Consider the following 14,788-nt stretch of genomic DNA (forward strand, 5'->3'; position numbering starts at 1 on the left):
TACTGGGCAAGAGGAAATAGCAAGAATAGTTGAGTTTGAGCATGATAAGAGACTAGTTGAGAATGAGTTGAGCGGAGCGGAGAAGAGAAAAGTAAGTATAGAATTGTAAGTATTGTTGCTTAAAACATGCTTTTATATGTTTTTTGCATACCTTCACCATAGGCGAATCCCCTTTTTTCGCCACCTCCCGCTCTTCATTTTCACATCACAAGGAGTGAGTGAGATGAAGAAAACCCCTTTTGCATCCTTTCAGCAAGCCTACAACCGTTACGGTACATGCTTTTATAGCGAAACGGTTTTTGCCGATGGCTTGACACCTATTCAAATGTTTCAAGCATTGCAAGAAAAAGCGACCTATTTGCTCGAAAGCAATGACGTACAGTCGGAATGGTCCAACTACTCCTTTATTGGTTTGAACCCAATTTATGAGTGTGTAGAAGAGAATGGTTCTTATAAAACCCTTCATTTGCAGACTGGTAAGGTGGTTGCTAGTGCGTTAACTTTCGAAGCGTGTTATCAGAAAACAGTTTCCCACATCGATCCGCAACCGAGCGAAATGGAGATTCCTTTCCAAGGAGGAGCGGTTGGCTATGTCAGCTATGACGCGATCGAAGAAATGGAGCCTGTCATCGAGCGGAGCGATCAACGCAGCTGCCCGTATTATCATTTCATTTTTTGTGAACAGTTGCTCAGTTTTAATGAGCAGACAAAGCAATTGACGCTCATTCAATTAGTCAAAAGTGGCTTGCAACCGGCAAAACAAGCTTTCGCCGAAGCACAAGCGAAAATTCGAACGCTAATCGACAAATTGGAAAGCGCCAAAGCGCCTGCATTGCCACATATGGTCACGAAAAAGCAGCTGCCGATCGAAGTCCGCTCCAACTATTCGAAACAAGGCTTTATAAATGATGTAAACCGGATTAAAGCTTATATTCAGGCAGGCGACATTTTCCAAGCCGTTTTGTCGCAACGGCTAGAAATGACCGTTTCTGTTAGTGGGCTCGATTTGTACCGCGTGTTGCGCTATGTGAATCCTTCACCTTATTTGTACTATATTAAAATTGGAAATAAGGAAATCATCGGAAGTTCGCCAGAAAAGCTTGTCCAAGTACGCGGTGACCATGTCGAAATACACCCGATTGCAGGCACGCGCAAGCGTGGGCAAACGGCGGCCGAAGATGAGGCGTTAGCCCGTGAGTTGCTAGCTGACGACAAAGAACGGGCTGAGCACCATATGCTTGTTGACTTGGCGCGCAATGATGTTGGCAAGGTCTCGGTTTATGGGAGCGTAGAAGTCCCATCCTTATTAGAAATCGGAAAATTTTCCCATGTGATGCATCTCGTCTCCAAAGTAACAGGCAAATTAAAGCCTGAGGCAACGCCTTATGACGCGTTAAAAGCAGCATTTCCTGCTGGGACTCTTTCTGGTGCACCGAAAATTCGTGCCATGCAAATTTTAAATGAGCTAGAACCTACCAGAAGGGGCATTTACGGAGGGGCAATCTGCTATATGGATTTTAACGGCAATATTGATTCTTGCATTGCGATTCGTACGATTGTCCTAGAAGGCCATTGCGCTACCATCCAAGCAGGAGCAGGCATTGTTGCAGATTCAGACCCCGAAAAAGAATATGAAGAAACATTGAACAAAGCGAAGGCACTTATTCATGCGATTGAACAGACAGAAGCGTTGTTTGCAAAGGCGGTGCGTTTGTCATGATGAAGCAAGTGCTAAACAAATGTTTAATGGGCGAATCCTTGTCTGTAAAAGAGGCAGAGCAAGTGATGGAACAAATCATGTCAGGGCGTGCGACCGCCAGCCAAGTGGCGAGCCTCATTACGATGATGCGCGTTCGCGGCGAGACAGCAGAGGAAATTCTCGGCTTTGCTAAAGGGATGCGCGCTTATGCGCGCAGATTCCCTGCTGTCATCGAAGGGGCGATTGATACATGCGGCACAGGAGGAGATGGACTCGGAACGTTTAACATCTCGACTGCATCAGCGCTTGTTTTGGCATCGCTCGGTGTGCCTGTCGCCAAACACGGCAATCGCTCTGTCTCTTCCAAAAGCGGCAGTGCTGATGTGTTGGAGGAGCTCGGCATCAACATCCAAGCTTCCGTTGAAGAAGCTTGCCAAATGCTTGAAACAACGAACTTGTGCTTTTTATTTGCGCCGCTTTACCACCAGTCAATGCGTCATGTCGCCGGTCCACGGAAAGAAATTGGCTTCCGTACCATTTTTAATTTGCTAGGTCCGCTTACGAACCCAGCCGGTGCCCGTTACCAACTTCTCGGCGTTTACGATGAAGCGGCCGCTTTGAAAATGGGAGAAGCATTGTGCCAGCTTGGTAGCGAGCACAGCCTTTTAGTTACAGGCGCTGATGGCCTTGATGAATGTGCCATTCATGGCGACACACACGTAGTGGAAGTGAAAGATGGTAGGTGCGAAACGTATCGGTTCTCACCTGGCGACGTAGGCTTGCCAGTCGGAAATCTTGCTGATATCCAAGTAGATACGCCTGCTGAAAGTGCTGCCTTAATCCACGCGATTTTTTCAGGTGCCGGGCCACAAGCGGCTAAAAACATTGTTGCCTTAAATGCAGGAGCAGCGTTGTACGCCTGTGGGAATGCCAGTCACATTGCTGAAGGCGTTCACTATGCCAACAAAGCGATAGAGAGCAAACAGGCGTTTCGCTATTTGCAATCATTGCAACAACAGGAAAGGGGAATCAAGCATGCTTGAGAAAATTTTGGCGACAAAACGAGAGGAAATCAGCCAACTCCAGTTGCCTGAAAAGCAGTATTTTCCGAAAAAAAGCCTGAAAGCGTCCTTGCAAAAAGCGTCTTTGCCACTAGGTCTGATTGCGGAAATTAAACAGGCCTCCCCTTCGAAAGGGGTTTTATGTGAGACGATTTCACCAACAGCGATCGCACAGGTTTATGAAAAGGGCGGGGCAAGCGCGATTAGCGTTTTGACAGACCGTACGTATTTTCAAGGTGACACTGCTTATGTGGCTGAAGTGAAAAAGACCGTGTCTTTGCCGGTATTGCGGAAGGATTTTATTTTGTCGCCCCTTCAAGTGGAGGAAACGGCGTGCATTGGCGCAGATGCCATGTTGTTAATAGCTGGTGCAATGGAAGCGAAGCAGCTCCACGAACTCTATGAACTAGCGTATAGCAAAGGGTTGGAGTGTTTAGTTGAAGTCCATAGTGAAGAAGAGCTAGAGTCGCTTCTCGCTGTTTTTACTCCAGAAGTAATTGGCATTAATAACCGCAATTTAAAGACGTTTCAAACGTCGATTGCCCAAACCGAGGAGATTGCAAAAATGGTGCCGAAAAAAGCGTTGCTTGTGTCCGAGAGTGGCATCCATACACCTGATGACATTGCACGTGTGAAGAAAGCCGGAGCGAACGCTGTGTTGATCGGCGAACAGTTGATGCGTAAACACGATAAAAGACAAGCGATCATCGACTTGTTTTCTGAAAGTGCGATAAACCAATGAAATTAAAATATTGTGGACTCCATCAGCAAGAGGATGTCGAAGTAGCAGCAGCTTCTCACTGTGATTACATGGGCTTCGTATTGGCAAACAGCAAGCGGAAAGTTGCCCTTCATGACGTGGCACAATGGTTGGCTACAACCGACATTAGCACGAAGCAAACGGTAGCGCTTTTTGTGAATGAATCACTTGACACAATCGCACAAGTTGCCAGCAGCGGCCTATTTGATGTGATCCAGTTACATGGCACCGAAACGCCTGCCTTTTTGCAGGCCGTCAAGGACCGAACACAAAAGCAGGTATGGAAAGCGATCCATCATTCAAGCAGCGCGCTCAGCATCATGCAGGCTTTTGCAGGCATCGCCGATGGCTATGTAATTGATTGTAAAAGTGCCAAAGGCTGGGGCGGAACAGGCGAATCATTCGACTGGAAACAGATCCCTTCTTATAAGGAAGAAGGAGTTCGGCAAGGTACGCAAGTGCTTATTGCAGGCGGAATTACGCCTGAAAACGTCGTCGAGCTTGCCCACTACCAAGTAGACGGACTGGATGTATCGAGCGGAATTGAAGAGAACGGAAAAAAAAGCGTCGCAAAAATAGGGCGCCTTGAACAAGAAGCGGGGGTCCATTATGCAGGAAACAATACCAGATAGCCGCGGCCGTTTTGGCGAGTTCGGCGGCAAATATGTTCCCGAAACATTAATGTCGGCAATTGAAGAGTTGGAAGCTGGGCTGGCAAAAGCGATGGTTGATCCCGCTTTTATAGGAGAGCTAAAAGCCGACTTGGCTGAATATGCAGGCAGGGAAACACCGCTGACGTTTGCAAAAAACATTAGCGCAAAATTAGGCGGAGCCAATATCTATTTAAAACGGGAAGATTTGGTTCATACTGGGGCCCATAAATTGAATAATGCAATTGGCCAAGGGCTCCTTGCAAAACGAATGGGCAAAAACAAGCTTGTCGCCGAAACAGGGGCAGGCCAGCACGGCGTCGCCACGGCAACGGTTGCTAGCCGCCTTGGCATGGAATGCAAAGTGTTTATGGGCGTGGAAGACATGAAGCGGCAAGAGTTAAATGTATTCCGCATGGAATTGCTTGGAGCGGAAGTCGTTCCGGCGGAAACGGGAAGCCGGACGCTAAAAGACGCCACAAATGAAGCGATTCGCTATTGGGTCTCCCACGCAGATGATACGTTTTATCTAATCGGCTCTGTAGTTGGCCCACATCCTTATCCGAAAATGGTCCGCAATTTCCAGCGTGTAATTGGCGATGAAGCGAAACAGCAGATTGCAAAAAAGACAGGACGGCTGCCTGATACAATTGTTGCTTGTGTTGGCGGTGGCAGCAACGCAATCGGTATGTTTTACCCGTTTCTCGAGGATGAAGTGGAGCTTGTCGGCGTCGAAGCGGCAGGACGGGGGCTCGATACAGCCGAACATGCTGCCACGATCAGCAAAGGTTCGAAAGGAATTATCCATGGCTCGCTTACGTACTTGCTTCAAGATGAAGCTGGGCAAATCATGGAGCCTTATTCGATTTCCGCAGGGCTTGATTACCCTGGCGTTGGCCCTGAGCATGCCTATTTGGCCGCACAAAAGCGAGTCCGTTATGAAGCTGTAACCGATAAAGAGGCGCTCGAGGCACTTGCGCTTCTTGCAAAAGAGGAAGGAATCATTCCTGCAATTGAATCGGCTCATGCGTTGGCTAAAGCTTTTCAAATGGCGAAAACGATGACGCCAAACCAATCTGTGCTCGTATGCTTGTCAGGCAGAGGCGATAAGGATATGCACACATTGCAGCGGGTTTATAAGGAGGGGTACGATGAATAAGCGGCTTACTGACGCTGTAAAAAAGGGCAACTTGTTTATTCCATTCATTACCGCTGGAGACCCGGTGCCAGAAGCAACCATCGCCCTCGCACTCTCATTACAGAGAAGTGGGGCGGATGTACTAGAGCTTGGCATTCCTTATTCTGACCCATTGGCAGATGGGCCGGTCATTCAAAACGCCTCCAAACGTGCACTAGCAGGAGGGATGACGCTGGCTAAGGCTATGGCGCTCGTCCCGGAAATGAGGAAAGCGGGGCTTACAATTCCTGTTATTGTCTTTACTTACGCCAACCCTTTGCTACAATTTGGGTTTGAACGTTTTTGCGAGACGGCATGCGACTACGGAATTGACGGCCTCCTCGTTCCCGATATGCCGTTTGAAGAGAGCGAAACATTGGCTAATGAGTGCGAAAAACAAGGGCTTGCCCTTATTTCACTTGTAGCGCCAACATCTCAGCAACGGATCAAAGCGATTGCCAGCCGCGCCCAAGGCTTCCTTTACTGTGTATCCTCACTAGGCGTAACGGGAGCGAGAAAAACACTTCATCCACAAGTGGAAGCTTTTTTAAAGCTGGTAAAAGAAGCATCGCCTGTCCCGTATGTAGTTGGATTTGGCATTTCCAGCTACGAACAAGTTGAGGAAATGGGGCGCCATGCTGACGGTGTTGTGATCGGGAGCGCGATTGTTGAGCAAATTGGCCTCAGATGCGAGGCGTTGAAACAGGCGGAATCACGAGATGAAGCAGTCAAAGAAATTGAGCAATATGTCAATTCTCTCCTTCATCCCGCTCCGACCTATTAAACAGTTGCTAGTACGCTTGATTTTGCGTAGGATAGCTAGTAAGACTAGGGAAAGCAGGTGCAGACACGATGTTAGCAAAAAAACAAATACAAGGGTTGCCGCCATATGCCCCAGGCAAGCCGATTGAAGATGTGAAAAGGGAATACGGTTTAGAGACCGTCATAAAAATGGCATCGAATGAAAATCCGTATGGGGCGTCTCCTGCTGTGGCAAAGGCGATTGCCGATGGAGCATCAAAAACGTTTTTGTATCCGGATGGCTATGGCACAGCCTTGCGCAAAGCACTTGCTGCCAAACATAAAGTAGATGAAGGACAGCTTATATTAGGAAATGGTACCGATGAAGTTATTCAACTACTATGCAGAAGTTTTTTAACGCCTGAGACCAACACGGTTATGGCGACGCCCTCTTTTTCTCAGTACAAGTTAAATGCAACGATTGAAGGGGCAACAATAAAAGAAATAACCGTTAAAGAAGACGGCTCCCACGATTTAGACGCAATGCTTGCAGCGATTGACGGCCAAACGCGGATTGTCTGGATTTGCAATCCTAACAATCCAAATGGGGTCGCACTCGGCGAAGCCGATTTGAAAAAGTTTTTAGACGACGTTCCAACCACATGCTTGGTCGTTGTTGATGAAGCGTACTATGAATATGTAGAATTAGAAGACTTCCCAAACAGCGTCGCGCTGCTAAACGCATACCCGCAGCTAGTTGTGTTGCGGACGTTCTCAAAAGCATATGGCCTTGCGGGCCTCCGCGTCGGCTACGGCATTAGCCAGCGTGAGATTGCTCGCCAAGTTGAGCCTGTGCGATTGCCCTTTAACAACAACATCCTCGCCCACACAGCCGCGCTCGCAGCATTAGAAGACGAAGCGTTTATTGCAGCGTGCAGGCAAAAAAACAGTGTCGAAAAGGCAAAATTGCGCGCTTTCTTTGAAGCGAGAGGGATGTTTGTGTTTCCGTCGGAAACAAACTTCTTACTAGTGGAAACAGGGATTCCGGGAGATGTGGTCTTTCAAGCTTTTCTTGAAAATGGCTTTATTCTCCGCTCAGGGGAAGCGCTCGGTTACCCGACGGCAATCCGCATTTCCATAGGCAATGAGGCAGAAAATGATGCCTTTATCGAAAAAGCTCCTGAGATTTTGGACCAGCTCCTTGCAAGCTTAGGCGCATAAAGAGTAGGAGAATGGTATTGACATGAAGCGTACAGCATTTGTTGTCGGGATGGGGTTGATTGGCGGCTCCATCTCGCTTGCAATCAAGCGCGACCAAGATGTCCATTTGGTCGGCTATGATATTTCAGCCGAACAGCTCCATATGGCTAAAGCACTTGGCGTAATTGATAAGGCTGCCTCAAGCCTAGAAGAAGGCGCACAAGCGGCTGATTTTATCATTTTGGCAGTGCCGGTAAGCAAAACGATTGAATTGATTGAGCAGCTTAGCACGATCTCGTTGAAACAGGGGGTCATAGTCACTGATGTAGGCTCGACAAAGCAAGATATTGCCGCGGCTGCTGATAAACATTTCGGTGACAACGTCTGCTTTATTGGCGGTCATCCGATGGCAGGCTCACATAAATCGGGCGTCGAGGCAGCAAAAGCACATTTGTTTGAAAATGCGTTTTACTTGCTTGCCCCTGGCAAGAATAGTGAGCCGCGCCATATTATCGCCTTGCAAAATTTGTTGAAAGGCACGAAAGCGCGTTTTTTGCAGATGGAACCACAACAGCATGACAAACTGGCAGGCACAGTGAGCCATTTTCCCCATATTATTGCAGCAAGCCTAGTCCATCAGCTCAAAAAGCTTGAAAAAACCGATCCAGAGGTAGCCCAATTAGCGGCAGGTGGTTTCAGGGACATTACGCGGATTGCCTCAGCGAGCCCGGTCATGTGGCGTGATGTGCTTTTGCATAATAAAGAAGAAATGCTACGCCTATTTGCCGAATGGCAAATCGAGATGGATTCCGTAAAGGAAATGGTTGAACGCTGCGACGGCAAAGCCATTCATGCTTACTTCCAAGAAGCAAAAGCATTCCGTGAAGAGTTGCCACAGCGCGAAAAAGGTGCCATACCGGCTTTTTATGATTTGTTCGTCGATGTTCCTGACCATCCAGGCGTTATTTCCGATGTGACAAGGATACTTGCTAATAAAGAGATTAGCATTACCAATATTCGAATATTAGAGACGCGGGAAGACATTATGGGCGTTTTACGCCTTAGTTTCCGTTCAGAAGAGGATCGAGTACATGCCCAGGAAGAACTGAAACGGCATATGTATGAAACTTACACGATATAAGGAGAAGAGTATGGACGAGACGATAAAGGTGCTAAACAAAGCAGAATCAGGTTTGTCAGGGACAATTGTCGTGCCTGGCGATAAATCGATTTCACACCGTGCTGTCATGTTTGGCGCTATGGCGAATGGCACAACAAACGTCAGCGGATTTCTTCCTGGCGATGATTGTTTAAGCACGATCGCCTGTTTTCGGCAAATGGGCGTGGCGATTGAACAAAAAGGCGACAAAGTCACGGTTGAAGGCAAAGGGTTAGATGGGCTGAAAGAGCCAAATGGGGTGTTAGATGTCGGCAATTCCGGCACAACGATCCGTTTGCTATTGGGCGTCCTTTCTGGTCGGCCTTTCCATTCGGTCGTTGTCGGTGACGATTCGATTGGCAAACGACCGATGGCACGGGTGACTGCACCACTTCGCCAAATGGGCGCGCAAATTGACGGACGGGAAATGGGAAATAAAACACCGTTATCGATCCGTGGTGGGCAGACGAAAGCAATCGAGTATACGATGCCTGTAGCAAGCGCACAAGTCAAATCAGCGCTTCTGTTAGCGGGATTGCAAGCAGAAGGGCAAACATCCGTTACAGAGCCGCAAACAACAAGAGACCATACAGAACGAATGCTTCATGCTTTTGGCGTCGAAGTGAAGACAGCGGGCAAGACCATTTCCATTCAAGGCGGCCAGTCCCTCCAAGCAGCAGACGTCATTGTTCCAGGGGATATTTCGTCGGCGGCCTTTTTCCTTGTCGCAGGCTGTATCGTTCCAGGGAGTCGCGTCCACTTAAAGAATGTAGGCTTAAATCCAACGCGTGCTGGAATTCTTGAAGTCTTGAAGCGGAGTGGAGCAAAGCTGTCGATTGACGAACAAGTGACTGCAGGCGGTGAGCCACGGGGCGATATCACAATATCAACAAGCAAGCTCTCGCCGTTTGTCATTGAAGGAGAGGAAGTGCCCACGTTAATTGATGAAATACCGGTTTTAGCAGTGCTTGCTACGCAAATTACGGGCACAACCATCATCCGAGATGCTGAAGAGCTAAAAGTGAAAGAAACAAACCGCATTGATACGGTTGTAGGCGAATTGGCTAAGCTTGGTGCCGACATTGAAGCGACCAACGACGGTATGATTATCCGTGGCGGTGAGCCACTTACAGGCGGGAAAGTGGATTCCCATGGCGACCACCGTATTGGCATGGCGCTCGTCATTGCCTCTTTATGCGCAAATGGACCGGTAGAATTAGCAAACACTGGCGCGATTTCTGTATCGTATCCTCAGTTTTTTGAGCATTTACAATCGCTACAGTAGAAAAAACGTCCAAGCAAATCGAAATCGGTTGTAGAGAGAGGCGCGTAGTCAAGGAAAACGAGGACAGGAGCAAATGGTTCCGTGTGCGTGAACAGTTGCAAAGCAGATCAACGAAGATACGAGCAGTGTTTATAGTCTAAAAGCAAGCCATGTGCTTGCTTTTTTGCCCCAAAAAAAGAATCCACCTGTAAACGAAAGCGTTTACAAATGGATTTAGCCATAATAGCTAAGAATGTATGGATAGGAGTGGAGAGAAACCATACGCTAATTAGAGAATAAACGAAAACGCTTCCATTGTCAACAGGTTTTGCCATAAAAGATTTTTTTAAAATGATGGGCAAACAGAATGGTTGAAAGGGCACAATTGCTTACTATAAAATAAAGGCAAGAAGCATGCAAAAGGAGCATGATGTTTTTGTGGATATAAAAAAGAAAGTTTATGCATCGATTGAATCTGGGAATGTAGAAGAAGCACTCCGTTTACTAGATGCGTTTGCGAATACAACGAACCATGACCAGCTCTACCAAGCAGCGCAGCTTTATTATGAGCTAGGACATGTTGATAAAGCACGGCCGCTTATTGAACAATTGCTCGAATTATACCCTGATGAAGGGGAGTTGTACGTTTTGGCGGCAGAAATGATGATTGACGCCGACCAAGAAGACGAAGCGATTGAGTTTTTGCTAGAGATCGGCGAAAACGATCCAAGTTTTTTACAAGCTCAACTGCTGCTTGCTGATTTATACCAGTTGCAATCTCTTGATGAAGCAGCTGAGCAAAGACTGCTTGCTGCCCATAAAAAAGCGCCTAATGAGGTCATCATTACGTATGCACTCGGTGAATTTTATCTTGAACAAGGTTCATATAATAAAGCAATCCCGTATTTAAAACAGGCATTGCATGCAAAAGAGGAGCTAGGCGATATGAATGTCGGTTTGGCGCTTGCTGAAGCTTACGGGGCTAATGGCCAGTTTGAAGACGCGCTTTTGCTCTACCACCAGCAAAAACAGAATGAACTTCCGCCGAATGCATTGTTTAACTTTGGTTTCACCGCTTTTCAGCAAGGTGATTACACGGTGGCGATTGAACAGCTTGAGGCTGTGAAGACACTGGACCCTGATTTCACAAGTGTCTATGTGCCGCTTGCACGCGCTTATGAAGCAGAAAGGCGTTATGAGGAAGCATTCGAAACATTGACCGCGGGCATGCGTATGGATGAATTTAATGATGCGCTGCCATTACTTGCCGGGAAACTGCTGTATAAACAACAGGATTTTGTCGGCGCTGAACAATACTTGCGCCAGGCAATTGCTTTAAATCCAACAAATACAGAGGCATTGCAAACACTAGCAGCGTTTTTCCGGGAGCAAGAACGATTTGACGATTTGCTGGAGCTTGTCGAACACGCCAAGTCCTACGGCGAAACAGATGCGCTGCTTGTTTGGTACGAAGCACTCGCTCATAAAGAGCTGGAGTATTATGAAACGGCACGGGAAAAATACAAAGAGGCCTATGTTGCTTTTCATGAAGACACAGACTTTTTAAGCGAGTATGGTCACTTTCTCTTGGAAGAGGGAGAGCGGAAAAAGGCGGTAGAACTTTTTCAAAAAGCGCTGCAACAAAGCCCTGAGCGGGGTGATTTGTCAGAACTCCTCAATGAATTGCAAGCAGAATAGCCTCCTACAGCGCGATTTGTAGAAAACGAATTGTGGCTAGAAAAAGGATTCAGGCAATGGCAAGGCGAATTTACAGGTATGCAGGAGCTTAGGAAAGTTTCCAACGAATTCAGAAAGGGGGAGTGAGCAATGAGCAATATGGTTCCAGTCATGGACAAAAAAGCATTTTTGCGTAGCTTTCTCAAACGCCATCAACTGAAAAGGCGAGAATGTGCTTGGCTTTTGAACTACTTGATGAATGATGATACGTTAATGGAACGAGTTCACTTTTTAAACCATTCTGAAGGCACGCCAAAAGCTTTGGTTATTTCTGCTCAAGGAATCGAACAAATCCCATTTTCTTTCCGTAAAAAGCATCATGTCACAACAGATTGCGAAAAAGCGTTCCACGACATTCGCTTAAATCAAACAGAAGACATATATATTGAGCTCCACTTCCAAGAGCGCTTAACGTGCCCGCAGTATTTAGCGGTGCTCGAAGACAATCCGTACTTGCCAGAAACGCAAGAAAGGGCCCAGGCATTTGAGCGAAAAGCGGAAGCGCTTTTGCAGGAGTCTGTTCGCTTGTTCCAACTCAAAAAGCTGTCGGAAGCAATTGACGAGGCGCTTGACAACGGCGATAAGGAGGCGTTCATGGAATTGAGTGAACGGCTAAATCGCTTAAGAAAATCTTGAAAACAGGGCCAACTGGCTCTGTTTTTTTGCTATACTAGAAAGGGACAAAAGGAGAGGATGATATGCGGTTTCGCGCAGCAGACATTGATACATATTTAAAAGCGGCGGACTATGTAGACACAGCACTTATTCCGCTAATGAAAACAACGTGGGATACAGAGGCGAAATCGGTGACGCAAGCGGTTGAGTTTACTGCTCAGCTAGCAGATGAAATGGAACGGCAATTTCACGGGCGGATCATGCAATTTCCTGCTTTTACTTATGCCCAATCAGAACCAATGGCAAGCCGCATTGACAGGCTGTTAGGGTGGGCAGCCGATTTAAAAGCAGCCTCATTTTCCCACATTTGTTTGTTGACTGCTGACGGGGAATGGAAAACGGCTGAAAAGGAGCTTGACGGAATGGCACTGTTTTTTGTGCCGGCGCTTCCCCTTGAATTTGTTGAAGCGAAGCACCGTAAAGAAGTGATGGACGGGCAGTTGAAACAGCTTATTCCCCTTTTATCGCAGCTATGGCAACAAAAAGTCTGAAAGCGCTCTTCTAACTTATATTGCGCAATGTAGGCGGTTTATAGTATGATGGTATCGTCCTAGTATTAGTCTTGTTAAGAATGCTCAGAATAAAAGGAGCACAATTATGAACGTTGTTAGGAGGGAAAATAGTGAGCGAGAGAGACCACAAAGTATCAAGACGGCAATTTTTATCGTACACGCTCACTGGCGTCGGCGGTTTCATGGCTGCTGGCATGTTAATGCCGATGATTCGCTTTGCCCTTGATCCTGCCTTAAAAGCAGGTGCGGAGTCGGATATGCAGCTCGTTTGCGAACTGGATGATTTGACCGATGTGCCGCAGCGGTTTACATGGAGCTTCACGCAAGTTGACTCATGGTACGAGTCACAAGTAGAGCACGAAGCTTACATCTATTTGGACGGCGATAAAGTTGTCGCTCTATCTTCAGTATGCACTCATCTTGGTTGCACGGTTTCGTACAATGAAGATGCGAGCGAGTTCCAATGCCCATGCCATGGAGGCCGTTTTGAAGAGGATGGTACGAATATCGCCGGAACGCCACCAACGCGACCGCTTGATGTTTTTGAAGTCGTGGTGGAAGGCAATCAAGTTTATCTTGGACAGGTGAGTCAAAGAACTTAGGAGGGGCGCGAGAAATGCTTCAAAAAATTTATGATTATGTGGACGAGCGTCTCGACATAACGCCAATGTGGCGGGATATCGCTGACCATGAAGTGCCGGAGCACGTCAACCCAGCTCATCACTTTTCAGCGTTTATTTATTGTTTTGGCGGTTTGACGTTTTTTGTAACCGTTATTCAAATTTTGTCGGGAATGTTCCTTACCATGTATTACGTGCCGGATATTGTTAATGCCCATGCATCTGTTTACTTTTTGCAAAACGATGTAGCAATGGGTGTCATTGTCCGCGGCATGCACCATTGGGGCGCCAGCCTTGTTATTGTCATGATGTTTTTACATACGTTGCGCGTGTTCTTTACCGGCTCGTACAAAAAGCCACGTGAATTAAACTGGGTTGTAGGAGTATTGATTTTCTTTGTGATGCTGGGCCTTGGCTTAACAGGCTATTTGTTGCCTTGGGATATGAAAGCATACTTTGCAACTGTCGTAACACTTCAAATTGCCGAAAGCGTACCGATTATCGGCGACTTTACAAAAGCGTTGCTTGCCGGAGGCGAAATTGTTGGTGCAGCGACGTTGACACGCTTTTTTGCTATCCATGTCTTCTTCTTGCCAGCAGCATTGCTTGGTTTGCTTGGAGCGCATTTTATCATGATTCGCCGTCAAGGCATTTCTGGCCCGCTATAATAGCTAGCAAAAATGTGACTATACTAAGGGGGGAAACCCATGCATCGAGGAAAAGGAATGAAGTTTGTCGGCGATTCCCGTGTCAAGGCGGATGGCCGAAAAGCAAACATTCCAAAAGACTACTCGGAATACCCTGGAAAAACGGAGGCTTTTTGGCCAAACTTCCTATTGCGGGAATGGATGGTAGGGGCAGTCTTTTTAATGGGCTTTTTATGCTTAACTGTGGCCCATCCTGCGCCGCTTGAAGCAATCGCTGATCCATTGGAAGCTTACATTCCGCTTCCAGACTGGTATTTCCTGTTTTTATATCAATTGCTTAAGTATGAGTTTGCTTCTGGCGACTTTAATGTGCTAGGTACAGTGGTTATTCCAGGCGTGGCATTCGGCGCTTTGCTGCTGGCTCCATGGTTGGATACATCGAAAGAGCGTCGGCCTCACCGTCGCCCGATTGCCACATCTATTATGCTTCTTGGTGTCGCATCCGTTGTTTACCTGACATGGGAGTCAGTGGCCCAGCATGACTGGGAAGCTGCTGCCCAGCAAGGGAAGCTAGTAGAAGGAGCCGAAATTGATGAGGAAGCAGAAGGGTTTGAAATTTATTCAAGCCAAGATTCATGCATCCAATGTCATGGCGACCAAATGACAGGTGGTGCGGGAGCGCCAAACTTGCTCGAAACAGAAAAAACACCTGAAGAAATCATGGAAATCATTCAAAATGGGCAAGGAGCGATGCCTGCCGACCAGTTCACGGGCTCTGAAGAAGAACTGCAAATTTTGGCAGAGTTCATCGCAAACCATGGTCAAGATCCTGAATGATTGTGTTATACTAAGAGCTGTCTTTTTTAGGCAGCTTGAAGGAACGAGA

Annotated in this window: 15 protein-coding genes; all 15 read left to right on the forward strand. The window is 47.2% G+C overall.

The features are described from left to right. Window positions 1-223: 223 nt before the first annotated feature. The 15 genes from trpE (at window position 224) to N6H06_RS09335 (ending at window position 14,739) form a co-directional block, all read left to right on the forward strand. Window positions 224-1,720 (forward strand): anthranilate synthase component I, encoded by a 1,497-nt coding sequence (trpE, locus tag N6H06_RS09265; RefSeq protein ID WP_062746992.1) that lies wholly within the window; start codon window positions 224-226, stop codon window positions 1,718-1,720. Then, window positions 1,717-2,742, forward strand: a complete 1,026-nt coding sequence (gene trpD / locus N6H06_RS09270; protein WP_263706069.1) for an anthranilate phosphoribosyltransferase — start codon at window positions 1,717-1,719, stop codon at window positions 2,740-2,742. The genes trpE and trpD overlap by 4 nt, the downstream gene beginning before the upstream one ends. Further along, window positions 2,735-3,502: an indole-3-glycerol phosphate synthase TrpC gene (gene trpC, locus N6H06_RS09275; RefSeq protein WP_263706070.1), complete on the forward strand. Its 768-nt coding sequence runs from the start codon at window positions 2,735-2,737 to the stop codon at window positions 3,500-3,502. Before trpD ends, trpC begins: the two co-directional genes overlap by 8 nt. Then, window positions 3,499-4,152, forward strand: a complete 654-nt coding sequence (locus tag N6H06_RS09280) for a phosphoribosylanthranilate isomerase (RefSeq protein ID WP_263706071.1) — start codon at window positions 3,499-3,501, stop codon at window positions 4,150-4,152. The genes trpC and N6H06_RS09280 overlap by 4 nt, the downstream gene beginning before the upstream one ends. Further along, window positions 4,130-5,329 carry a tryptophan synthase subunit beta gene (gene trpB / locus N6H06_RS09285; protein WP_062746986.1) on the forward strand — a complete coding sequence of 400 codons (1,200 nt, stop codon included), beginning with the start codon at window positions 4,130-4,132 and terminating at the stop codon, window positions 5,327-5,329. The genes N6H06_RS09280 and trpB overlap by 23 nt, the downstream gene beginning before the upstream one ends. Next, window positions 5,322-6,131, forward strand: coding sequence for a tryptophan synthase subunit alpha (gene trpA / locus N6H06_RS09290; RefSeq protein WP_263706072.1), 810 nt, complete (start codon window positions 5,322-5,324; stop codon window positions 6,129-6,131). Before trpB ends, trpA begins: the two co-directional genes overlap by 8 nt. 68 nt (window positions 6,132-6,199) lie before the next feature. Beyond that, on the forward strand, window positions 6,200-7,309 hold the full coding sequence (hisC, locus tag N6H06_RS09295) for a histidinol-phosphate transaminase (RefSeq protein ID WP_263706073.1): 1,110 nt from the start codon (window positions 6,200-6,202) through the stop codon (window positions 7,307-7,309). Between the two features lie 22 nt (window positions 7,310-7,331). Next, window positions 7,332-8,429, forward strand: coding sequence for a prephenate dehydrogenase (locus N6H06_RS09300; RefSeq protein ID WP_062746980.1), 1,098 nt, complete (start codon window positions 7,332-7,334; stop codon window positions 8,427-8,429). 10 nt (window positions 8,430-8,439) lie between these two features. After that, window positions 8,440-9,732, forward strand: a complete 1,293-nt coding sequence (aroA, locus tag N6H06_RS09305; protein WP_263706074.1) for a 3-phosphoshikimate 1-carboxyvinyltransferase — start codon at window positions 8,440-8,442, stop codon at window positions 9,730-9,732. A 417-nt stretch (window positions 9,733-10,149) separates the two neighbouring features. Continuing rightward, the gene (locus tag N6H06_RS09310) at window positions 10,150-11,409 is read left to right on the forward strand and encodes a tetratricopeptide repeat protein (RefSeq protein ID WP_263706075.1); all 1,260 of its coding nucleotides are present in this window, start codon (window positions 10,150-10,152) and stop codon (window positions 11,407-11,409) included. Window positions 11,410-11,538: 129 nt separating this feature from the next. Further along, window positions 11,539-12,084 (forward strand): ReoY family proteolytic degradation factor, encoded by a 546-nt coding sequence (locus N6H06_RS09315; protein ID WP_062746973.1) that lies wholly within the window; start codon window positions 11,539-11,541, stop codon window positions 12,082-12,084. A 62-nt stretch (window positions 12,085-12,146) separates the two neighbouring features. Next, window positions 12,147-12,614 (forward strand): YpiF family protein, encoded by a 468-nt coding sequence (locus N6H06_RS09320; RefSeq protein ID WP_062746970.1) that lies wholly within the window; start codon window positions 12,147-12,149, stop codon window positions 12,612-12,614. A 131-nt stretch (window positions 12,615-12,745) separates the two neighbouring features. Then, window positions 12,746-13,237 carry a ubiquinol-cytochrome c reductase iron-sulfur subunit gene (locus N6H06_RS09325; protein WP_062746968.1) on the forward strand — a complete coding sequence of 164 codons (492 nt, stop codon included), beginning with the start codon at window positions 12,746-12,748 and terminating at the stop codon, window positions 13,235-13,237. A 14-nt stretch (window positions 13,238-13,251) separates the two neighbouring features. Then, on the forward strand, window positions 13,252-13,923 hold the full coding sequence (qcrB, locus tag N6H06_RS09330; RefSeq protein ID WP_011246751.1) for a menaquinol-cytochrome c reductase cytochrome b subunit: 672 nt from the start codon (window positions 13,252-13,254) through the stop codon (window positions 13,921-13,923). 39 nt (window positions 13,924-13,962) lie between these two features. Then, complete coding sequence (locus N6H06_RS09335; protein WP_062746966.1) at window positions 13,963-14,739, forward strand: menaquinol-cytochrome c reductase cytochrome b/c subunit; 777 nt, start codon at window positions 13,963-13,965, stop codon at window positions 14,737-14,739. The last annotated feature ends 49 nt before the right edge of the window (window positions 14,740-14,788 follow it).

Origin of the sequence: Shouchella tritolerans, assembly GCF_025770735.1 — a bacterium.
GTDB classification, from domain to species: domain Bacteria; phylum Bacillota; class Bacilli; order Bacillales; family Bacillaceae_D; genus Shouchella; species Shouchella tritolerans.